The following is a 23,791-nucleotide window of genomic DNA, read 5'->3' as shown; positions in this document are numbered from 1 at the left end:
CTCAGACCTAAGCTTTAACGGCAGGTTTGATGATCAGGTTGCCATTAGTAGCACCCGGAACAGCACCCTTAACCAATAGCAAGTTACGTTCAGCATCTACACGTATAACGTCTAGATTCTGCGTAGTAACACGCTCTGCACCCATGTGACCAGACATTTTCTTACCTTTGAAAACGCGACCAGGTGTTTGGTTTTGACCGATAGAACCGTTGGATCTATGTGCCAGTGAGTTACCATGTGTCATATCTTGTGCATGGAAGTTCCAACGCTTAATACCGCCTTGGAAGCCCTTACCTTTAGATTGACCAGTAACATCAACTTTCGCTATGTCAGCGAAGATATCAACATTTAGCTCGGCACCAACTTCAATGCCTTCGCCTTCATCATCTGCCAAACGCACTTCCCATAAACCACGACCGGCTTCAACGCCTGCCTTAGCAAAGTGACCTGCTTCTGGTTTAGTGATGCGATTAGCTTTTTTGGTACCAGTAGTAACTTGAAGAGCACGGTAACCGTCAGTTTCTAAGGTTTTCACCTGAGTAACGCGGTTAGACGTGATTTCAATTACTGTAACCGGGACAGAGACTCCATCTTCACAGAAGATGCGAGTCATACCCACTTTACGACCGATAAGACCGATAGCCATCTCGAAAACCTCTTATTAACCCAAGCTAATCTGAACGTCAACACCAGCCGCAAGATCGAGACGCATAAGTGCATCTACAGTCTTTTCAGTTGGCTCAACGATGTCAACTAGACGTTTGTGAGTACGAAGTTCGTACTGATCACGCGCATCTTTATTAACGTGTGGAGAAGTCAAAATGGTATAACGTTCTTTACGCGTTGGTAGTGGAATTGGACCACGTACCTGCGCGCCTGTACGCTTAGCAGTTTCAACGATTTCCGCAGTAGATTGATCGATCAGACGATGATCAAATCCTTTTAAGCGGATACGGATTCTTTGGTTCTGCATTGACCAGAGCTCCTAAAATGGACACATAAAAAATCACCCTCTTGCACTTCCTATAGGAACGCAGAGCGAGATGATTTAACCGTTCGACTCCCAATCGGAGCCGCTGTTTTTTGAATTAAACTTTAAAAGTCTAATTAGTAATTCGCCTAATGGTTAAGGCGAAGGGGTATTATACTGATTTACGTTAATAGATCAACCCCGTTGTCTGAAATAACACCGATAGGACATTATTCAACTAAATAGCAGCTTCAAGCAGTCTGCTGAGTCAATATCAATAAAAGGTGTTTTCAACAAAGTGGCGGGATTATACCCAATACCAACCTATGTTGCCGACAAACTTCAGACAATAAAAAAGGAAGCCGAAGCTTCCTTTTTTTGATGTTCAGTTAAGAGTCTATGCGATTAAGCAAGGATCTTAGCTACAACACCTGCACCAACAGTACGGCCACCTTCACGGATAGCGAAGCGTAAACCTTCATCCATCGCGATTGGGCAGATTAGTGTTACTACCATCTGAACGTTATCACCAGGCATTACCATCTCTACGCCTTCTGGAAGCTCGATAGTACCGGTTACGTCTGTTGTACGGAAGTAGAACTGTGGACGATAGCCTTTGAAGAATGGAGTGTGACGTCCGCCTTCTTCTTTTGACAGAACATAGATTTCTGATTCAAAAGTTGTGTGTGGAGTAATTGAACCAGGAGCAGCAAGAACCTGACCACGTTCAACGTCTTCACGCTTAATACCACGTAGAAGAACACCACAGTTCTCGCCTGCACGACCTTCGTCAAGCAGCTTACGGAACATTTCAACACCAGTACAAGTTGAACGAGTAGTATCTTTGATACCAACGATTTCAACTTCTTCACCAACCTTGATGATACCGCGCTCTACACGACCAGTTACAACTGTACCACGGCCTGAGATTGAGAATACATCTTCGATTGGAAGAATGAATGCACCATCGATAGCACGCTCTGGCTCTGGGATATAAGTATCCAAAGCTTCTGCAAGCTCAAGGATCTTAGCTTCCCATTCAGCTTCGCCTTCAAGGGCTTTAAGTGCTGAACCTTGGATAACTGGAAGGTCATCACCTGGGAAGTCATATTCAGAAAGAAGTTCACGAACTTCCATTTCTACTAGCTCAAGTAGCTCTTCGTCATCAACCATGTCACATTTGTTCATGAATACGATGATGAAAGGGACGCCAACCTGACGAGAAAGCAGGATGTGCTCACGAGTCTGTGGCATTGGGCCATCTGTAGAAGCAACTACTAGAATCGCGCCGTCCATTTGAGCAGCACCAGTGATCATGTTTTTAACATAATCGGCGTGACCAGGACAATCTACGTGTGCGTAGTGACGTGCTGGAGTGTCATATTCGATGTGAGAGGTATTAATTGTAATACCGCGCTCACGCTCTTCAGGAGCGTTATCGATCTGTGAGAAATCTTTAACATCACCACCGTAAGTCTTTGCCAAAACAGCAGAGATAGCAGCAGTTAGAGTTGTCTTACCATGATCCACGTGTCCGATAGTACCGACGTTTACATGGGGTTTAACGCGTTCAAATTTTTCTTTAGCCACGATATATTCCTTTCTTTTCAGAAATGCCCGGCTTGACACCGAGCAATAGCAATTAATTTTTAGTTATGGTTGCCTGGGCAATTAGCCTCGAGCATCCATAATAGCTTTCGCAATGTTTTGCGGCGCGTCGGAATACTTCAAAAACTCCATAGAGTATGAAGCACGTCCTTGAGTCGCGCTGCGCAAATCAGTTGCATACCCAAACATTTCAGATAGAGGCACGGTAGCATGAACGAGCTTGACGCCGGCAATGCCGTCGTCCATTCCTTCGATCAAGCCACGACGCCTGTTCAAGTCTCCGACAACATCTCCCATGTAATTTTCAGGAGTGGTGACTTCAACTTTCATGCAAGGTTCCAGGAGCGTAGGGTCTGCTTCGAGAGCGCCCTTCTTAAAGCCCATGGAAGCCGCAACTTTAAAGGCCATCTCATTAGAGTCCACATCATGATATGAACCATCAAAGAGAGTAACCTTGACGTCCAAGATAGGGAAGCCGGCGAGTACGCCGCTCTTCATCTGCTCTTGAATACCTTTATCTACTGAGGGGATGTATTCTTTCGGAACAGCACCACCAACAATCTCGTTAACAAATTCATAGCCGAAGCCCTCTTCTTGAGGCTCCAGTTTCAACCAAACGTGACCGAATTGACCTCGACCACCAGATTGACGTACAAACTTACCTTCGACTTCTACATTCGAGCGAATAGTTTCACGATACGCTACCTGAGGTTTACCCACATTACACTCGACACTGAATTCGCGACGCATACGGTCGACAATAATGTCTAAGTGTAGCTCACCCATGCCAGAGATCAGTGTCTGACCCGATTCAGGATCGGTTTCAACACGGAAAGAGGGATCTTCCGCTGCAAGCTTTTGCAACGCAATACCCATCTTCTGTTCATCGGCTTGAGATCTGGGTTCCACGGCAATCGTAATCACGGGCTCAGGGAATTCCATGCGTTCCAGGATGATTTTATGATCAATATCACAAAGAGTATCACCCGTAGTCACGTCCTTAAGGCCAATAGCAGCCGCGATGTCACCAGCGCGAACTTCTTTGATCTCTTGGCGATCGTTAGCATGCATTTGCACCATACGACCCACTCGTTCCTTCTTCTGTTTGACCGAGTTATACACGCCAGAACCTGTTGCCAATACACCCGAATATACGCGTATAAAGGTCAAAGTTCCAACGAATGGATCCGTCGCTATCTTAAATGCCAACGCAGAGAAAGGAGCATTGTCGTCCGCAGTGCGTTCAACCTCTTCCTCATTGTCATCTATGCCTTTAATAGCAGGCACTTCGACTGGCGATGGTAGATACTCGATAACGGCATCTAAAACTGCTTGCACACCTTTGTTCTTAAATGCAGAACCACAAGTAGCAAGTACAATTTCATTTGCCAGAGTCCGTTGACGCAGCGCCTTCTTGATCTCTTCTTCTGATAGTTCGCCCTCATCGAGGTACTTCTCCATCAGTTCATCCGAGGCCTCGGCGGCAGCTTCAACCAGATATTCACGCATCTCACTCGCCTTATCAACAAGCTCAGCTGGAATATCTTCATAGGTGAATGTTGTACCATTATCTTCTTCGGACCAGTTAATGGCCTTCATCTTGATCAGGTCAACAACACCTCTAAACTCCTCTTCTGCACCAATATTCATTTGAATTGGCACACAAGTCGCACCCAAACGGTCACGAATCTGTTCGACGACACTATCAAAGTCAGCACCAGCACGATCCATCTTATTGACGAATACTATGCGGGGTACATGATACTTATCGGCTTGACGCCAAACAGTCTCAGATTGTGGTTCAACACCCGATGCACCACAGAACACAACAACGGCACCATCGAGTACTCGCAGAGAACGTTCGACTTCAATAGTGAAATCAACGTGACCAGGAGTATCTATGATATTGATACGGTGCTCAGCAAACTGGGCTTCCATACCGAGCCAGAACGTGGTCGTTGCCGCAGAAGTAATGGTAATACCACGCTCCTGCTCCTGTTCCATCCAATCCATGGTGGCTGCGCCATCATGAACTTCACCAATCTTATGAGAAACACCGGTGTAGAACAAAACACGTTCTGTCGTTGTGGTTTTACCTGCGTCGACATGAGCAACAATACCAATATTTCGGTAGCGCTCAATCGGAGTTGTACGAGCCACGTTTAAACCCTCTTGACTAAGGCTAATGCCTTAGAGATGTAGAATATGGAGCTGGCAACAGCCAGCTCCATCAGATTACCAGCGGTAATGAGCGAACGCTTTGTTCGCTTCTGCCATACGATGCACGTCTTCGCGCTTCTTAACAGCAGTACCTTTGTTTTCTGAAGCGTCTAGCAATTCACCGGCTAGACGTAGAGCCATAGATTTTTCACCACGCTTACGAGCAGCTTCAACTAACCAACGCATACCCAATGCATTACGACGAACTGGGCGTACTTCACATGGTACCTGGTAAGTAGAACCACCAACACGACGAGACTTAACCTCGACTGAAGGGCGAACGTTATCCAGGGCTGCTTCAAGGATCACTAGATGGTCTTCGCCTTTCTTTTCGAAAGCGGTATCTAGTGCCTTGTAAATAATTTTTTCTGCAGTCGACTTTTTGCCGTCCTGCATGATGACGTTGATGAACTTAGCCAGCAACTCACTGTTGAACTTTGGATCTGGTAGGATTTTACGTTGTCCTACAACGCGACGTCTTGGCATAACAATTTCTCCGTATGCTTCAGGGACCCCAAAACTGGAATCTTAATATCTAGCTTGGCCTTACTTAACGGAAAGCGTTAAGACTTAGGACGCTTAGCTCCGTACTTAGAACGACCTTGACGACGGTCACTCACGCCAGCACAATCTAATGCGCCACGGATAGTGTGGTAACGCACACCGGGTAGATCTTTAACACGACCACCACGGATTAGAATTACGCTGTGTTCCTGCAGGTTGTGGCCTTCACCGCCGATGTACGAAGTTACTTCGAAACCGTTAGTTAGACGCACACGAGCTACTTTACGTAGTGCAGAGTTAGGTTTTTTTGGTGTGGTTGTGTATACGCGAGTACAAACACCACGTTTTTGTGGACACGCATTCAACGCTGGCACATTAGTCTTGACGACTTTTGGCGAGCGAGGATTACGGACCAACTGGTTTACAGTTGCCATGTATAGCTCCGAATCAGTTGATAAACTCAACAGTAAGGTGTGAAAAATCTATATCCCACAGGTGTGGGACGCGAAATTTTAGAAAGGTAATGGCATTCTGTCAAGAAATAGACAACTTTTAACCAATATAAAGTAAAAAAAAGGCGCCAAAGGCGCCTTTTTTACAATTTATTTACTTTTCAGCCCGATTTAATCAGAACTTCCGGCAAGATTTAGCAGGTCAGCTAAGTTTTGCTCAGCTTCACTTGCAGTAATTGCGGATGGCTGTTCAGACGTCTTACCCGATGCTTTAGCCGCTAATGCAGCATTACGCTTCTGATGGTAAGCATAACCGGTACCAGCAGGGATCAAGCGACCCACTATCACGTTCTCTTTCAGACCGCGTAGTTTATCGCTCTTACCGCCTACAGCAGCTTCCGTAAGTACGCGGGTAGTTTCCTGGAACGATGCAGCAGAGATAAACGACTCTGTTGCAAGCGATGCCTTGGTGATACCCAACAGCTCACGGTCGAAGGTCGCAGGCTTCTTACCCTGAGCTTCAAGCTCACGGTTAGCGATCTTGACGCGGGCCACTTCAGCTTGCTCACCAGCAAGGAACTTACTGTCGCCTGCATCTGTGATCAAACACTTACGTAGCATCTGACGGATAATCACTTCGATGTGCTTATCGTTAATCTTTACGCCCTGTAGACGGTAAACGTCTTGAACTTCATTAACGATATAGTTAGCCACTTTATGAATACCACGAAGACGTAGAATATCATGAGCGGCCTCGGCACCATCGGCAATAACTTCACCACGTTCGACTTTTTCACCTTCGAACACGTTAAGGTTACGCCACTTAGGGATCATCTCTTCGTAAGGCTTGCCACCATCGGCAGGCGTGATCAACAGACGACGCTTACCTTTAGTCTCTTTACCAAACGAGATAGTACCTGAGTACTCGGCAAGAATTGCCGGCTCTTTCGGCTTACGCGCTTCGAACAAGTCGGCAACGCGAGGTAGACCACCGGTAATATCACGAGTCTTAGATGACTCCTGTGGGATACGCGCTAACGCATCACCGACATTAATCGCGGCGTTATCGTCCTGGTTGACAATCGCTTTACCAGGCAAGAAGTATTGTGCAGGTACTTCTGTACCCGGAATCTTCAAGTCTTCACCGCTAGCATCCAGAAGACGAATCGAAGGACGCATCTCTTTACCAGCTGTTGGACGTTGACCTACTTCCATAACCACGATTGAAGATAGACCCGTAAGATCATCTGTTTGACGTGTCATGGTGACACCTTCAATCATATCGACGAACTTAATGGTACCCGCAACCTCAGAGATAATTGGGTGAGTATGGGGATCCCAGTTAGCGATGATTTCGCCAGCTGCTACAGTCGCTTCTTCTAGTTTCTCCAGAATCGTACCGTAAGGAACCTTATAACGCTCTTTCTCACGACCAAGCTCATCGATAATCGCGATCTCAGATGAACGAGAAACGATAACTAACTTGCCTTCACTGTTCGTGACATGTTTAGCGTTATGTAGCTTAACTGTACCAGTGTTCTTAACCTGAATGTTGTTTTCAGCAGAAGCTCGAGAAGCCGCACCACCAATGTGGAAGGTACGCATCGTTAGCTGTGTTCCTGGCTCACCAATTGACTGAGCAGCAACAACACCAATAGCTTCACCTTGGTTGATGATATGACCACGAGCCAAATCACGACCATAACAGGCTTTACAAACACCGAAATCGGTATTACAGCTAATTACAGAACGAACGATAACTTCATCGATTGAGTTCTCTTCCAAGGCGTCACACCAGGCTTCATCGAGCAGAGTGTTACGAGGAGCAAGAACCTTCTCTGAACCAGGATAGAACACATCGAGAGCAACCACACGACCAAGTACACGCTCACGTAGCGGCTCAACAACATCACCACCTTCGATAAGCGGCTTCATTGTCAGACCTTCGAATGTGCCACAATCATCTTCGATAACGACGAGATCTTGGGCAACATCAACCAGACGACGAGTCAGGTAACCAGAGTTAGCTGTCTTCAATGCGGTATCGGCTAGACCCTTACGCGCACCGTGAGTCGAGATGAAGTACTGAGATACGTTCAAACCTTCACGGAAGTTAGCCACAATCGGGGTTTCGATGATTGAGCCATCTGGCTTAGCCATCAAACCACGCATACCAGCTAACTGGCGAATCTGTGCAGCACTACCACGAGCGCCCGAGTCAGCCATCATATAGATGCTATTAAATGACTCTTGCTCTTCCTCTTCACCGTCACGGTTAATCACTGTCTCTGTCGACAGGTTATCCATCATGGCTTTAGAGATCTTCTCGTTGGCACTGGCCCAGATATCGATGACCTTGTTGTAACGCTCACCTGCGGTAACAAGACCCGACTGGAACTGCTCTTGAATCTCAAGCACTTCAGCTTCGGCGTCCGCAACTAAGGTGTACTTAGCAGCTGGAATAACCATATCATCGATGCCTACAGAAGCACCCGATACTGTTGCATAGTGGAAACCGGCATACATCAATTGGTCGGCGAAGATAACGGTATCTTTAAGACCTAATTGACGATAACAAGTGTTCAGTAGTTTACCTATCTGCTTCTTACCCATATTCTGGTTAACCAGATCGAAAGACAAGCCTTTCGGTAAGATGCGAGAAAGTAGTGAACGACCCACAGTAGTATCTACGATACGACGTGCCTCGGTACGCTCGCCATTTTCGGCAATATGAGTCTCGGTAATACGCACTTTGATTTGAGCATGAATAGCGGCGAAACCAGTACGATAAGCTTTTTCAACTTCATCGATGGATTCGAACACCATGCCTTCACCTTTGCCGTTAACACACTTACGGCTGGCGTAGTACAGACCCAATACAACATCCTGTGACGGTGTGATAACCGGCTCGCCGTTTGCTGGCGATAGAATGTTGTTAGTAGACATCATTAACGAACGTGCTTCTAACTGAGCTTCAAGCGTCAGTGGCACGTGAACAGCCATTTGGTCACCATCGAAATCGGCGTTGTACGCCGCACATACGAGTGGGTGAAGCTGAATCGCTTTACCTTCAATCAGTACCGGCTCAAATGCCTGAATACCTAGACGGTGAAGTGTGGGTGCACGGTTAAGCATGACCGGATGTTCACGAATGACTTCGTCCAATACATCCCATACTTCGGCAACTTCACGTTCAACCATCTTCTTAGCTGCTTTAATCGTTGTCGCTAGACCACGACCTTCAAGCTTGCCATAGATGAAAGGCTTAAATAGCTCGAGTGCCATCTTCTTAGGAAGACCACACTGATGCAGGCGAAGCGTTGGACCTACGGTAATCACCGAACGACCAGAGTAATCAACACGCTTACCTAGCAAGTTCTGACGGAAACGACCTTGCTTACCTTTGATCATATCGGCCAAAGATTTAAGCGGACGCTTGTTAGAACCTGTAATAGCACGACCACGACGACCGTTATCCAGTAGCGCATCCACAGACTCTTGCAACATACGCTTTTCGTTGCGTACTATGATGTCTGGTGCAGCTAGATCTAACAGACGCTTAAGACGGTTGTTACGGTTGATCACACGACGATAAAGGTCGTTAAGATCAGACGTAGCGAAACGTCCACCATCTAGTGGAACCAGAGGGCGTAGATCAGGTGGCAGAACCGGTAGCACTTTAAGGATCATCCACTCAGGCTTGTTACCCGATTGGAAGAAAGCCTCAATAAGCTTAAGACGCTTAGTCATCTTCTTGCGACGAGTCTCAGAATTGATTGATGGCAATTCTTCACGCATCATCTCAATTTCTTTCTCAAGCTCGATAGCACGTAGCAATTCCAGAACTGCTTCGGCACCCATCTTAGCTTCGAATTCGTCACCGTACTCTTCTAACGCGTCGAGGTAGTTCTCTTCGGTTAGCATCTGTCCGCGCTCAAGACTGGTCATGCCAGGCTCGATCACAACAAATGATTCGAAGTAAAGCACACGTTCGATGTCACGCAGAGTCATATCCAGCATCAAACCGATACGAGACGGCAGTGATTTAAGGAACCAGATATGTGCTACTGGGCTGGCTAGATCTATGTGACCCATACGCTCACGACGTACTTTAGTCTGTGTAACTTCAACGCCACACTTTTCACAGATCACACCACGGTGCTTTAAGCGCTTATATTTACCACATAAACACTCATAATCTTTTACTGGACCAAAAATACGCGCACAGAACAAGCCTTCACGCTCCGGCTTGAAGGTACGGTAGTTAATGGTTTCTGGCTTCTTAACTTCACCAAATGACCAAGAGCGGATCAGATCTGGCGACGCTAGTCCGATCTTGATACCGTTAAATTCTTCGGTCTTGCTTTGCTGTTTCAGAAACTTTAATAAGTCTTTCACGTTTCTCTCCTGAAGGAGTTAAACCGAGTGCCCCGCTAATGCAGGACACCAATTTATTGCCAAATTAACCTAAGCTAATTTTAGTCTTGATCCAACTCGATATTAATACCGAGTGAACGGATTTCCTTCAACAGTACGTTGAATGACTCTGGCATGCCTGGTTGCATCTGGTGATTACCGTCGACGATGTTCTTATACATCTGAGTACGACCGTTAACATCATCAGACTTAACGGTTAGCATCTCTTGAAGAGTATATGCAGCACCGTATGCTTCTAGTGCCCATACTTCCATCTCTCCGAAACGCTGACCACCAAACTGAGCTTTACCACCCAATGGCTGTTGAGTAACAAGACTGTACGAACCCGTAGAACGAGCATGCATCTTGTCGTCAACCAAGTGGTTAAGCTTGAGCATATACATGTAACCTACGGTTACCTGACGCTCAAACTCATTACCGGTACGACCATCATACAAGGTACGTTGACCAGAGGTAGGAAGCTTAGCAAGTGCAAGCATTTCCTTGATCTCTTTCTCTTTCGCACCATCGAATGCTGGAGTCGCAATCGGAATACCACCCTTAAGGTTCTTAGCCAGACGCAATACTTCATCATCGGTAAACGAATCGATATCGACGCGCTGCTGCACCTCGTCACCTAACTCATAAACTTCTTTGATATAAGCGCGAATTTCGGCTAATTGACGCTGCTCTTCAAGCATTGCGGTGATCTGATCACCGATACCTTTAGCTGCAGCGCCCATGTGAACCTCTAAGATCTGACCGATGTTCATACGAGATGGTACACCGAGCGGGTTCAATACGATGTCGATTGGGTTACCATTCTCATCGTAAGGCATGTCTTCAACAGGGTTAATCTTAGAGATAACACCCTTGTTACCATGACGACCCGCCATCTTATCACCAGGCTGGATAGTACGTTTAACAGCAAGGTAAACCTTAACTATCTTAAGTACGCCAGGTGCTAAGTCATCACCTTGGGTGATTTTACGACGCTTGATCTCAAACTTCTTATCGAAGTCGGCTTTCAATTCGTCATGCTGCTCGGCAAGCTGCTCAAGTTCGGTCTGCTTAGCTTCATCTTCAATTGTCTGAACCAGCAACTGAGAACGAGGAATAGCATCGAGTTGCGCCTGATCGAAGCCTGCATTCAATAGCAGCTTACGTGCACGTCCATAAACACCCTCTTCGAGGATTTTGAACTCTTCGGTCAGATCTTTCTTAGCCTGAGCGATATGCATCTCTTCGATTTCAACCGCACGCTTGTCTTTCTCAACGCCGTCACGGGTAAACACCTGGACGTCGATGATAGTACCTTTCACTGAGTTAGGTACACGTAGCGAGCTGTCTTTAACGTCAGAGGCCTTCTCACCGAAAATAGCTCGGAGGAGTTTCTCTTCTGGAGTCAGCTGAGTTTCACCCTTAGGTGTCACCTTACCAACCAGGATGTCGCCACCCTTAACTTCGGCACCGATATAAACGATACCTGATTCGTCCAGCTTAGAAAGCGCAGACTCACCCACGTTTGGAATATCAGCAGTGATCTCTTCACTACCCAACTTAGTATCACGAGCGATACAAGAAAGCTCCTGAATGTGGATAGTGGTGAAGCGATCTTCCTGAGCTACACGCTCAGAGATGAGGATTGAATCCTCGAAGTTGTAACCGTTCCAAGGCATAAACGCGATACGCATGTTCTGACCAAGAGCCAGATCACCCAGATCCGTTGAAGGACCATCGGCCAATACATCACCACGAACCACAGGATCACCAACAGAACAACAAGGACGTTGGTTAATACAGGTGTTCTGGTTAGAACGTGTGTACTTAGTCAGGTTATAGATATCGATACCGGCTTCGCCTGGGCGTAGCTCAGATTCGTTAACTTTGACCACGATACGGCTGGCATCGACATAATCGACACTACCACCACGTTTAGCAGAAACCACAACGCCTGAATCGACCGCAATAATACGCTCGATACCAGTACCTACTAATGGCTTATCGGCTCTTAGTGTTGGTACTGCTTGACGTTGCATGTTCGCGCCCATCAAGGCACGGTTAGCATCATCGTGTTCCAGGAACGGAATCAGTGAGGCTGCTACAGAGATAATCTGCTGCGGTGATACATCCATATACTGGATATCGGTAGCACGCATAAAGGTTGAATCACCCTTATGACGACAAGCAACCAGCTCTTCGAGTAGACGTCCGCTCTTATCTATATCTATGTTCGCCTGAGCGATAACATAACGACCTTCTTCGATTGCCGACAGATAATCTATCTGATCGGTAACCACACCTTCTTCTACCTTGCGGTAAGGTGTTTCGAGGAAACCGTATGAGTTAGTACGCGCGAAACTGGCTAACGAGTTGATCAGACCAATGTTCGGGCCTTCCGGAGTTTCGATTGGACACAAACGACCGTAGTGAGTCGGGTGTACATCTCGAACTTCGAAGCCGGCACGTTCACGAGTCAAACCACCTGGACCAAGAGCCGAAATACGGCGCTTGTGAGTCACTTCTGAAAGTGGGTTGTTCTGATCCATAAACTGAGACAGCTGGGAAGAACCGAAGAACTCTTTAACTGCGGCAGAGATTGGCTTAGCATTGATAAGATCTTGAGGCATTAGCTCATTAAGATCACCAAGGCTTAAACGTTCACGTACGGCACGTTCTACACGAACTAGACCAACACGGAACTGGTTCTCAGCCATTTCGCCAACGCTACGGATACGACGGTTACCCAAGTGATCGATATCATCGACCTCATCGCCACCGTTACGAATAGTAATGATGTTCTTCATTACCGCAACGATGTCTTCCTTAGATAGGATACCTGAACCTTCGTCTTCGCCGATGCTTAGACGACGGTTGAACTTCATACGACCGACTTTAGACAGGTCATAACGCTCTTCACTGAAGAACAAGTTCTGGAATAGGCCTTCGGCCGCATCTTTAGTTGGTGGCTCGCCAGGACGCATCATACGATAGATCTCAACCAGCGCCTCGAGGCGGTTAGTTGTAGAGTCAATACGTAGGGTATCTGACATATAAGCACCGTTATCAAGGTCGTTGATATATAGAGTGCTTATCTCTTTGATGCCAGCCAACGAAAGCTTGGCAAGATCTTCCAGGGTGATCTCTGCATTGGCAGAAACCAATACTTCACCTGTGTCCGGATCTATGTAGTCCTGACCCGCAATCTTACCCGCGATATAATCTACCGGTACTTCTAACTCAGTAGTCTTTGACTTCTCTAGCTGACGAATGTGACGTGCAGTAATGCGGCGTCCCTTCTCAACTAAGATACTGCCGTCTGCATCTTTAATGTCGTAACTTGCAGTCTCGCCGCGAAGACGCTCTGCAACAAGATCCATCACTAATGAATCTTTCTTGATCTTGAAGTTTACACGATCAAAGAACAGATCCAGAATATCCTGAGTCGAATAATCTAATGCACGCAACATGATAGACGCCGGAAGTTTACGACGGCGATCGATACGTACGAAAAGTGCATCTTTTGGATCGAATTCAAAATCTAACCAAGAACCACGGTAAGGAATGATACGTGCGTTATATAACACTTTACCTGAAGAGTGGGTCTTGCCACGGTCATGATCGAAGAACACACCGGGTGAACGGTGTAACTGAGATACGATAACACGCTCAGTACCATTGATAACAAAAGTACCGTTGTCAGTCATTAGAGGGATATCCCCCATGTAGACTTCTTGTTCTTTAATGTCTTTGACTGTGCCGGGGGCAGCTTCACGATCATACAAGACCATACGCAATTTAACGCGCAGTGGTGCTGCGTATGTAATACCGCGGATCTGACACTCTTTCACATCAAAAACAGGCTCACCTAACTTATAGCTGACATACTGCAGCTCTGAGTTACCAGAAAAGCTCTTGATGGGAAAAACGCTACGGAAAGCGGCTTCAAAGCCACGTTCACCAGTAGGATCTTGATCAGTGAACTTCTTAAATGAGTCCAACTGTATTGAGAGTAGGTAAGGGATATCCAAAACTTTTGGACGTTTACCAAAATCTTTACGAATACGCTTCTTTTCAGAATAGGAGTAAACCATGGGTTTCCTCTGATTTCGAGATGTGACCAAGACTGATTCAAAAAATTGAAACAGCGCGTTTGCCCATCACCGTTGATGGCAAGAACCTAACCAGTAATCTCTGTTAGGAACTGCATGATCTGGCGACAAACGGTGAAAAAAAAATCGCCTACGCTTACAGCGCAAAAAAGGCCGACGGTTAAAAAACCGCCAGCCTTCACCCGATGACTCGGGCGGAGTAAGTTAAATTATAACTTACTTGATCTCTACAGAAGCACCAGCTTCTTCAAGAAGAGTCTTAAGTGCTTCAGCTTCTTCTTTAGAAATAGCTTCTTTAACAGCTACTGGAGATGCTTCAGCCATAGCTTTAGCTTCTTTCAGGCCAAGACCTGTAGCGCTACGAAGAGCTTTAATTACTTTAACCTTGTTCTCACCGAACGAAGTCATCATAACGTCAAATTCAGTCTGCTCAGCAGCAGCGCCGCCTTCAGCAGCTCCGCCAGCAACAACTGCAGCAGCTGCAGATACGCCGAACTTCTCTTCCATTGACTCGATTAGTTCAACAACTTCCATTACAGACATTTCTGCAACAGCGTTTAAGATATCGTCTTTAGTGATAGACATAACAAAAAATTCCTATTGTTCTGAATTTAAGCGGCTAAGTATAAACTTAAGCTGCTTCTTCTTTTTGATCGCGAAGGGCGGCCAGTGTACGAACTAGCTTGCCAGCAGATGCTTCTTTCATTGTCATCATCAACTGAGCAATTGCTTCGTCGAATGTTGGCAGTTTCGCTAAGCGATCTATATCGGCTGCAGGGATTAACTCCCCTTCAAAGGCTGCTGCTTTGATTTCAAACATCTCTTGCTCACCAGCGAAGTCTTTAAGAAGACGCGCGGCTGCACCTGGGTGCTCGTTAGAGAAGGCAATCAAAGTAGGACCGGTAAACGTATCGCTAAGGCACTCAAAATCAGTACCTACAACTGCGCGTTTAGCTAATGTATTACGTACAACTTTAACGAATACACCAGCTTCGCGAGCTGCTCTACGCAGACCGGTCATATCACCTACAGTTACACCGCGTGAATCGGCTACAACTGCAGATAAAGCACCTTTGGCAGCTTCGTTGACTTCAGCAACAATCGCTTTTTTGTCTTCGAGTCCTAATGCCATTGGCTTTACTCCTGGATTAAATCTAGGGAATTCCCTAGCAATTACCATACTAATCATAAATATGACTAGTGATTTACGGTGCTTATCCAGCAGAACAAAATCTTTCTGGGGTTCGACACCGTCTACGTAGGAAATTAAGTCAGCCATTAAGCCGACACCTACGGTCTTGGACGGAAGTCTAAGATTTGACCATCTAAATGGCTAAATTATAGACCTCAACCCACAAGGTGCGCGCATTATAGACTAATACGCTAACCTTGTAAAATTACTTAGCGTCTTCCAGAGTACTCTGGTCAACTGCAACACCTGCGCCCATAGTGGTCGAGATGCTGATTTTCTTAAGGAAAATACCTTTAGCAGCTGCAGGCTTAGCTTTCACTAATGCCGCAACAAGTGCTTCCAAGTTTTCCTTTAGCTTAGCAGTTTCGAAGTCCACTTTACCGATAGTAGTGTGGATGATACCGTTCTTATCTGTACGGTAACGAACCTGACCAGCTTTTGCGTTCTTAACTGCTTCAGCAACATTTGGTGTTACTGTGCCAGTCTTAGGGTTAGGCATTAGACCACGTGGGCCTAAGATCTGACCTAGTTGACCAACAACACGCATTGCATCTGGAGAAGCAATAACAACGTCGAAGTTCATTTCACCAGCTTTAACTTGTGCAGCAAGCTCGTCCATACCGACTAGCTCAGCACCAGCAGCTAGCGCAGCTTCTGCATTAGCACCTTGTGTGAACACGGCAACACGAACGTCACGACCAGTACCGTGTGGCAACACAGTTGCTCCACGAACGTTTTGGTCAGATTTACGTGGGTCTACACCAAGGTTTACAGCAACATCAACACTCTCAACGAACTTAGCAGTCGCTAGTTCTTTAAGAAGCTCAACAGCCTCATTGATGTCGTAGTTTTTAGTTACTTCTACTTTCTCGCGAATGATACGAGCGCGCTTAGTTAGTTTTGCCATTTTCTTAATCCTCTACTACCAAACCCATTGAACGAGCAGTACCTTCAATTGTGCGAGTCATCGCATCAATATCAGATCCAGTCATGTCAGCAGCTTTTGTCTCAGCAATTTCCTGGACAGCGCTACGCTTGATAGTTCCCACTTTTTCAGTGTTAGGACGACCAGAACCAGACTTCAAACCTGCTGCCTTAAGCAGTAGGAAAGATGCAGGTGGTGTCTTAGTTTCAAAAGTGAACGAACGGTCAGTATAAACCGTGATAACAACAGGAATTGGCATGCCTTTCTCGAACTTTTCAGTACGAGCATTGAATGCTTTACAGAATTCCATGATGTTAACACCTTTCTGACCTAGAGCAGGCCCGACTGGTGGCGACGGATTTGCAGCACCAGCTGCGACTTGTAGTTTGATGTAACCATCAACTTTCTTAGCCATGAGTATTTCCTCAGTTTGGGTTCAAACGCCACTGACAAGATGTCAGCAAGCTCCCCGAAAAACAATGGGTGCGGATTTTATAACAAATCCGCACCCATTCCAAATAAAATTTGTGTTTAATTTAATCAGCTCTTTTCGATCTGACTAAAGTCTAGCTCGACTGGTGTTGAACGGCCGAAGATCATCACAGAAACCTTGACGCGGTTCTTCTCATAATCGACTTCTTCAACAGTACCGTTAAAGTCAGCAAACGGACCATCGGTAACGCGAACCACTTCACCAGGTTCAAACATCACGCGATGTGTTGGAGACTCGGTAGTTTCCTGTAGACGCTGTAGAATTCTATCAGCTTCAACATCAGAAATAGGAGCAGGACGATCCGAAGTGCCGCCGATGAAACCCATCACACGAGGGATGCTCTTCACCAAGTGCCAGCTCTCATCGTTCATTTCCATCTGGACTAGTACATATCCAGGGAAGAACTTGCGCTCGCTCTTACGACGCTGACCGGCTCTCATCTCGACAACTTCTTCAGTTGGGACGAGAATCTCACCAAAGTAGTGTTCCATCTTGTGCATCTGAATATATTCATTCAGAGTCTTAAGTACACGCCCTTCATAACCAGAAAAGGCCTGGACCACATACCATCTTTTTTTAGCTTCAGTTGCTTCAGTCATTCGAAGTGCCTATACGCCTGTAATAAAATTGACAATTCTCAGCAATACTGCGTCCATACCCCAAAGGATCAACGCAAGAACACCGGTCGCGGCTAATACAATAAATGTTGTATTTAGCGCTTCTTGACGCGTAGGCCAAACTACCTTACGTACTTCAATTTGTGCTTCACGAGCAAAGACTAGCGCTTGCTTGCCTTTCTCTGTTTGCAATGCAATAAATCCCGCTACAGCAAAAGCTGCAACAACACTAATTGCACGTACTAATACACTGGCTTCACTATACAGCTGATTGCCGATAATAGCTGTTGCCAACAAAATAGCGACTAGAGCCCACTTTACGATATCCAGAGAATTACCCTGGCTTTCTGTATTTGTTGTCATCGATTAATTCCGTTACTCACTACGACCTAAGGTGGTATCAGGTTGATCGCATTTTAATAAAATACTATCTAACCACTTAATTCCGAGCTTACTCTCGATGTGCTTAATGGTAAGCCCAAAGGGTCAAAAATCGGCCATAGATTGTATTCTTATTCTGACGAGTAATCAAGAATACAAGCAAGCTTGAACCGAGTAAAATTAAAAATAACAAAAAAGGAAGCCGAAGCTTCCTTTTTTTGATGTTCAGTTAAGAGTCTATGCGATTAAGCAAGGATCTTAGCTACAACACCAGCACCAACAGTACGGCCACCTTCACGGATAGCGAAGCGTAAACCTTCATCCATCGCGATTGGGCAGATTAGTGTTACTACCATCTGAACGTTATCACCAGGCATTACCATCTCTACGCCTTCTGGAAGCTCGATAGTACCGGTTACGTCTGTTGTACGGAAGTAGAACTGTGGACGATAGCCTTTGAAGAATGGAGTGTGACGTCCGCCTTCTTCTTTTGACAGAACATAGATTTCTGATTCAAAAGTTGTGTGTGGAGTAATTGAACCAGGAGCAGCAAGAACCTGACCACGTTCAACGTCTTCACGCTTAATACCACGTAGAAGAACACCACAGTTCTCGCCTGCACGACCTTCGTCAAGCAGCTTACGGAACATTTCAACACCAGTACAAGTTGAACGAGTAGTATCTTTGATACCAACGATTTCAACTTCTTCACCAACCTTGATGATACCGCGCTCTACACGACCAGTTACAACTGTACCACGGCCTGAGATTGAGAATACATCTTCGATTGGAAGAATGAATGCACCATCGATAGCACGCTCTGGCTCTGGGATATAAGTATCCAAAGCTTCTGCAAGCTCAAGGATCTTAGCTTCCCATTCAGCTTCGCCTTCAAGGGCTTTAAGTGCTGAACCTTGGATAACTGGAAGGTCATCACCTGGGAAGTCATATTCAGAAAGAAGTTCACGAACTTCCATTTCTACTAGCTCAAGTAGCTCTTCGTCATCAACCATGTCACATTTGTTCATGAATACGATGATGAAAGGGACGCCAACCTGACGAGAAAGCAGGATGTGCTCACGAGTCTGTGGCATTGGGCCATCTGTAGAAGCAACTACTAGAATCGCGCCGTCCATTTGAGCAGCACCAGTGATCATGTTTTTAACATAATCGGCGTGACCAGGACAATCTACGTGTGCGTAGTGACGTGCTGGAGTGTCATATTCGATGTGAGAGGTATTAATTGTAATACCGCGCTCACGCTCTTCAGGAGCGTTATCGATCTGTGAGAAATCTTTAACATCACCACCGTAAGTCTTTGCCAAAACAGCAGAGATAGCAGCAGTTAGAGTAGTCTTACCATGGTCAACGTGACCGATGGTGCCCACGTTTACGTGGGGTTTAACGCGTTCAAATTTTTCTTTAGCCATGGTATTGCCCCAATCAGATATCTTGGTGATGAAACCGACATACAACAAAAAATCCGATGCATAAATGTCATCGAATCAATTAGATTTAGAATAGGATATTTGAAGAAGGCTGGCGCTGATGGCAGTGACTTAAAACCTCACCCTTTATCAGGGCGTGCTCTTAAGGGTGAGCACATCAGCGAAAATTGGAGCGGATGGCGGGAATCGAACCCGCGTTATCAGCTTGGAAGGCTGGAGTAATACCATTATACGACATCCGCGCAACCTACTTCAGGTTACCTAACTACCTAGAAAATGGTGGAGGGAGAAGGATTCGAACCTTCGAAGGCTGAGCCGTCAGATTTACAGTCTGATCCCTTTGGCCACTCGGGAACCCCTCCAGAGAAATGGTGCCGGCACCAAGAGTCGAACTCGGGACCTACTGATTACAAGTCAGTTGCTCTACCAACTGAGCTATGCCGGCGTGTCATTTCGGTAGCGGATATTATGGAAATGTGAGCACAAGTGCAATAGCTATTTGTAAAAAAACCTAAAAAAAATGCCGAATGTTGTTTTTTCGTCCATAAAAACAGCCTTTAGATGTTTTTTTGGACATCCTTTTAGTCAATGGTCAAACAGCGAGCATCTTAGCTGGCTTTCATATTGTTCATCTTAAACTGTTAGTGTACTGTTCCTCCCTCAAAGGGAGATAAGCAATGCCAACAGAAAATCCAATTCATAATGCACTGTATCTTGCATTCCAAAGATCTCAGTGGGCCGAATTACGTGAATCGGTCCCCTTGACCCTAATCGAATCTGAACTCAAGAAGCTACGCGGCATAAACGAGAGGCTCTCTCTGACCGAAGTCACCGATATCTATCTTCCTTTGAGTCGGCTACTTAACCTGATTGTCGGCGCCAAGCAAAAACGTGGCCTGGTTCTCAACAAGTTCTTAGGCAGGATACCTCCTAAGCGCCCCTATATCATCAGTATTGCCGGTAGCGTCGCCGTAGGAAAGAGCACTACGGCTCGAATTCTCCAGGCGCTATTGAGCCAATGGCCTGAACACCCCAGAGTCGACCTCGTCACTACCGATGGTTTTCTTTATCCACTGGCGGAGCTAAAACGTCGAGGCCTTCTTCAGCGCAAAGGCTTTCCAGAAAGCTATGATATGAAGATGCTGGTGAAGTTTATTTCTCAAATCAAAGCCGGAGAGCCCTACGTCCGGGCACCAATCTATTCTCACCTCAGCTATGATCGCATCATAGACAAGCAGCAAATAATAGAACAACCAGACATACTGATTATCGAAGGGCTAAATGTACTACAAACGGGTCAAGATGCCGCAGTTGGCATACAACAACCCTTCGTTTCCGACTTTGTCGATTTCTCAATTTATGTCGATGCTGAGGAAGCATTACTGAAGAAGTGGTATGTAGATAGGTTTCTCCAATTTAGAGGAGGCGCCTTTAGCGATGAAAAATCTTACTTCCACCACTATTCAAAACTGGACGACGATGAAGCGACTAGCATAGCCTCCAACATCTGGGATAGCATCAACGGTCCAAATCTAAAATTGAATATTGAACCCACCAGAGATCGTGCCCACCTTATTTTGCAGAAAGGCAATGATCACCTGATGAGTCAGGTCTTACTACGAAAATAGCCGATTTAGCAACACTAGGTCGCGCTTCGAAGGCTAATTTCGCCACCCACAAACGCTTTAATGCCTTCATCGGTTTCAAGTAGAATGGCACCGGATTCATCTACTCCTTTACAGATACCCAGTATCTGGTTATCACCCATCAAGAGTCTTACTTGCTTACCGAAGAACACATCGACCTCCTGCCAGCGCGCTAAGAAGGCTGTTAACCCTAGCTGTTCAAAAGTAGAAAAGTCTTGGTGTAACTGTTTTTGTAGCGCTATTGCCAATTCAGTTTTACTCGGACAAGAAGGATTGGCAGAAAGGTCACTCCAGGCTTGATCGATTTTATCTCCCTGAGACTGAGACATGGAAATATTGATTCCTATCCCCACAACCAGATGACATTCGCTGTCGGCCTGTCCGCTCATCTCAATCAAAACGCCAGCTAACTTCTTGTTATTCAAATAGATGTCGTTTGGCCATTTTACCCCTAAGTCTTCGATACCAAAATTTTGCAGTACCTTAACTAATGAGCAAGCAACTACCAGGCTGAGCCCCGAGGCCTGAGACATTCCCTGTTCCAACTTCCAATACATGGAGCAATACAGATGACATCCATAGGGTGAAACCCAACTACGGCCACGGCGCCCTCGGCCTGCTGACTGATACTCTGCGATGCAGATATCACCTGATGTTAATTCGTGAACATGTTTCAACAGAAAGGCGTTAGTGCTCGCTAGTTCATCAAAATAGAAGCACCTGTGATTAAGTGAGCGGGTCAATTGATCTTCATCGATCAAAGAAACTGGATTAGCTAACTTATAACCCTTGCCCTTAACACTGAATATCTCGACACCATAGTCTTCAAGCGAATCTATATGTTTACTAATCGCAGTTCTCGATATACCAGCTTGTTTAGCTAGCTCTTCACCGGAAACAAACTGTGCACCAGCTAATGCCGTTAATATCTCTCTCTTACGTCCCCACTGTTCAATCATCTGCTAATTCCTTTTCACCGTTCGCACCAATAATTCTAGGCTCTGCTGCTAATTTAATGCCATATCGCTCTACTATCGCGCTAATGACTTTCTTAGCCAACCGAGTGACATCTGTACCTGTTGCATGGCCCATATTAACCAAAACCAGAGCCTGCTGCTCATGCACTGCCGCACCTCCGACCTTAAGACCCTTTAACCCAGCCCTGTCTATTAACCATCCAGCTGCCAATTTAACTGAATTTTCATCTACAGCGAAACCTACTATACCCGGATGATTTTCAACTAAGGAATCGAATACAACACTTGAAACTAATGGATTCTTAAAGAAACTCCCAGCATTACCCAGTACACAGGGGTTAGGAAGCTTAGTATTTCTCATATTACAGATACAATCGAATATCTGTTTAGCGGTCACACGTCCTTTCTCAAACGTCCTCAGTGGACCGTAAGATATCACCGGCTCCCAATCCTTACGCAGCTTGAATCCAACCGCTGTAATCACAGCACAGGTGAGAAGCTCCCCCTTAAAAATTGAATCTCTATATCTAAAATGACACTCATCGGTTGCTAAGCGTTTCAATTCACCTGTTCTGAGATCAAGATACTCTACCCAATCACATACCTGCATCAACTCGACACCATAAGCACCAATATTCTGAATTGGCGCCGCCCCAACAGTCCCGGGTATCAAGGCTAAATTCTCGAGGCCTGATATAGATCTTGAAAGCGTGGTCTCGACTAACTCGTGCCAATTTTCGCCAGCTGCCACGCTGAGGTAATGATATTCATCATCCTCGGAAAACTCTATGCCCTTAGTCTCCACACGAACAACAGTACCTAGGTAGTCATCAGTCAGTACAACATTACTCCCCCCACCAAGAATCAAAAAATCTTGCTCACTTCGATAGAGTTCCAGGCAAGTAGAAATCAGTTCAGCTTTAGATTTCGCATGGATCAACTCTGCGCAGCTATGGTCAATCTGAAAGGTATTGTAGGATTTTAATGAATAAGGTACTGCAGGCATAGATAGAAACTTCTAGAGAGCATTAAAGCGGCATTGTAGCGTATTTAGCTAGCAGAAAGAATTGGCTCGACATTACAGCGCGATTTATGAACATAAATTCACTCAAATAATACCATCAGCTTGCGAACAATAGGAATGGATGGTCGGGAGTGACCGCTCCTTTAACAAAGTGCTTTTGCAGAATGCTGAATATTTTTCGTCGTTTCCACTCAAAAAGTGAACACGAAAAAGCCCTAACATTGCTGTTAGGGCTTATCGTAATGTTGGCGGAGCGGACGGGACTCGAACCCGCGACCCCCGGCGTGACAGGCCGGTATTCTAACCAACTGAACTACCGCTCCTTTAGCAAATTGCCGAAGCATTCTGCTAAATTCTTTTATCGTCGCTAGCTTGTCAGGGCTAGGAGACTCGCTTTAATCAATAAAGCTAAATAGGCGCCTGGAAATGACCTACTCTCACATGGGGAGACCCCACACTACCATCGGCGCGATTGCGTTTCACTTCTGAGTTCGAGATGGATTCAGGTGGGGCCACAATGCTATGGTTTCCAGACTAATTCTTACTGGTTAATTATCCGTCTGACGGTATTGTTTCCTCGCTCTAGTGCTCATGTACTGGAGTACACTCCGCGCTTCACTCGTCACGGCTTTGTCAGCCTAACAATTACCTGCGTAATTAACTAAAATAATAAAAATTAGAAAGCTATAAATAATTGGGTTTAGTACACGGATGTACTGTATGTCATAAATGCAGGAGCATTTTATGACCAACTTAAATCAAGTTCGTATTCTTTTGTGCTTATGAAGTAACACACACACTAACTA

Annotated in this window: 18 protein-coding genes, 4 tRNA genes and 1 rRNA gene; 1 reads left to right on the top strand and 22 read right to left on the bottom strand. The window is 45.8% G+C overall.

The genetic code is table 11. From position 1 onward, the window contains the following. Positions 1-7: 7 nt before the first annotated feature. From rplC to FS373_RS30665, 18 genes are all read right to left on the bottom strand, one after another. Entirely contained in the window at positions 8-646 is a 639-nt protein-coding gene (rplC, locus tag FS373_RS30750) for a 50S ribosomal protein L3 (protein ID WP_144048511.1), read from the bottom strand. Between the two features lie 15 nt (positions 647-661). Further along, positions 662-973 carry a 30S ribosomal protein S10 gene (rpsJ, locus tag FS373_RS30745; protein ID WP_005503530.1) on the bottom strand — a complete coding sequence of 104 codons (312 nt, stop codon included), beginning with the start codon at positions 971-973 and terminating at the stop codon, positions 662-664. 402 nt (positions 974-1,375) lie between these two features. Next, positions 1,376-2,560 carry an elongation factor Tu gene (tuf, locus tag FS373_RS30740; protein WP_144048512.1) on the bottom strand — a complete coding sequence of 395 codons (1,185 nt, stop codon included), beginning with the start codon at positions 2,558-2,560 and terminating at the stop codon, positions 1,376-1,378. A gap of 81 nt (positions 2,561-2,641) precedes the next feature. Next, positions 2,642-4,738 carry an elongation factor G gene (gene fusA / locus FS373_RS30735; RefSeq protein WP_322619591.1) on the bottom strand — a complete coding sequence of 699 codons (2,097 nt, stop codon included), beginning with the start codon at positions 4,736-4,738 and terminating at the stop codon, positions 2,642-2,644. Positions 4,739-4,813: 75 nt separating this feature from the next. Beyond that, on the bottom strand, positions 4,814-5,284 hold the full coding sequence (rpsG, locus tag FS373_RS30730; RefSeq protein WP_144048514.1) for a 30S ribosomal protein S7: 471 nt from the start codon (positions 5,282-5,284) through the stop codon (positions 4,814-4,816). 77 nt (positions 5,285-5,361) lie between these two features. Further along, positions 5,362-5,736, bottom strand: coding sequence for a 30S ribosomal protein S12 (gene rpsL / locus FS373_RS30725; protein WP_144048515.1), 375 nt, complete (start codon positions 5,734-5,736; stop codon positions 5,362-5,364). A gap of 189 nt (positions 5,737-5,925) precedes the next feature. Then, positions 5,926-10,152 carry a DNA-directed RNA polymerase subunit beta' gene (rpoC, locus tag FS373_RS30720; protein ID WP_322619590.1) on the bottom strand — a complete coding sequence of 1,409 codons (4,227 nt, stop codon included), beginning with the start codon at positions 10,150-10,152 and terminating at the stop codon, positions 5,926-5,928. A gap of 80 nt (positions 10,153-10,232) precedes the next feature. After that, positions 10,233-14,264: a DNA-directed RNA polymerase subunit beta gene (gene rpoB / locus FS373_RS30715; protein ID WP_152831463.1), complete on the bottom strand. Its 4,032-nt coding sequence runs from the start codon at positions 14,262-14,264 to the stop codon at positions 10,233-10,235. Positions 14,265-14,498: 234 nt separating this feature from the next. Beyond that, complete coding sequence (rplL, locus tag FS373_RS30710; RefSeq protein WP_144048518.1) at positions 14,499-14,867, bottom strand: 50S ribosomal protein L7/L12; 369 nt, start codon at positions 14,865-14,867, stop codon at positions 14,499-14,501. A 46-nt stretch (positions 14,868-14,913) separates the two neighbouring features. Continuing rightward, entirely contained in the window at positions 14,914-15,414 is a 501-nt protein-coding gene (gene rplJ / locus FS373_RS30705; RefSeq protein ID WP_144049154.1) for a 50S ribosomal protein L10, read from the bottom strand. A gap of 265 nt (positions 15,415-15,679) precedes the next feature. Next, on the bottom strand, positions 15,680-16,381 hold the full coding sequence (rplA, locus tag FS373_RS30700; protein WP_144048519.1) for a 50S ribosomal protein L1: 702 nt from the start codon (positions 16,379-16,381) through the stop codon (positions 15,680-15,682). 4 nt (positions 16,382-16,385) lie between these two features. Beyond that, positions 16,386-16,814, bottom strand: a complete 429-nt coding sequence (gene rplK, locus FS373_RS30695) for a 50S ribosomal protein L11 (protein WP_144048520.1) — start codon at positions 16,812-16,814, stop codon at positions 16,386-16,388. 125 nt (positions 16,815-16,939) lie between these two features. Then, positions 16,940-17,491 (bottom strand): transcription termination/antitermination protein NusG, encoded by a 552-nt coding sequence (gene nusG / locus FS373_RS30690; RefSeq protein WP_144048521.1) that lies wholly within the window; start codon positions 17,489-17,491, stop codon positions 16,940-16,942. Positions 17,492-17,500: 9 nt separating this feature from the next. Continuing rightward, positions 17,501-17,872 (bottom strand): preprotein translocase subunit SecE, encoded by a 372-nt coding sequence (secE, locus tag FS373_RS30685; protein WP_144048522.1) that lies wholly within the window; start codon positions 17,870-17,872, stop codon positions 17,501-17,503. Between the two features lie 263 nt (positions 17,873-18,135). After that, a complete protein-coding gene (gene tuf, locus FS373_RS30680; protein ID WP_144048512.1) occupies positions 18,136-19,320 on the bottom strand; it encodes an elongation factor Tu in 1,185 nt (394 codons plus the stop codon). A 186-nt stretch (positions 19,321-19,506) separates the two neighbouring features. Further along, positions 19,507-19,580, bottom strand: a tRNA-Gly gene (locus FS373_RS30675). 35 nt (positions 19,581-19,615) lie between these two features. Continuing rightward, positions 19,616-19,700 (bottom strand) — tRNA-Tyr (locus tag FS373_RS30670). 7 nt (positions 19,701-19,707) lie between these two features. Then, positions 19,708-19,783 (bottom strand) — tRNA-Thr (locus FS373_RS30665). Positions 19,784-20,015: 232 nt separating this feature from the next. On the opposite strand from FS373_RS30665, the gene coaA reads away from it, so the two are divergent. Further along, positions 20,016-20,966, top strand: coding sequence for a type I pantothenate kinase (gene coaA / locus FS373_RS30660; RefSeq protein WP_144048523.1), 951 nt, complete (start codon positions 20,016-20,018; stop codon positions 20,964-20,966). Positions 20,967-20,980: 14 nt separating this feature from the next. Here coaA and birA read toward each other — a convergent pair whose 3' ends face one another. From birA to rrf, 4 genes are all read right to left on the bottom strand, one after another. Further along, complete coding sequence (gene birA, locus FS373_RS30655; RefSeq protein ID WP_152831461.1) at positions 20,981-21,943, bottom strand: bifunctional biotin--[acetyl-CoA-carboxylase] ligase/biotin operon repressor BirA; 963 nt, start codon at positions 21,941-21,943, stop codon at positions 20,981-20,983. After that, on the bottom strand, positions 21,936-22,967 hold the full coding sequence (gene murB / locus FS373_RS30650) for a UDP-N-acetylmuramate dehydrogenase (protein WP_152831459.1): 1,032 nt from the start codon (positions 22,965-22,967) through the stop codon (positions 21,936-21,938). The genes birA and murB overlap by 8 nt, the downstream gene beginning before the upstream one ends. Positions 22,968-23,231: 264 nt before the next feature. Further along, positions 23,232-23,308: transfer RNA gene (locus FS373_RS30645), tRNA-Asp, on the bottom strand. Between the two features lie 95 nt (positions 23,309-23,403). Beyond that, a 5S ribosomal RNA gene (gene rrf / locus FS373_RS30640) occupies positions 23,404-23,519 on the bottom strand. Positions 23,520-23,791 lie beyond the last annotated feature (272 nt).

Source organism: Shewanella sp. YLB-07 (genome assembly GCF_009377275.1).
Note: the sequence above shows the minus strand (reverse complement) of the source record. Positions and strands in the feature narration are given on the sequence as shown.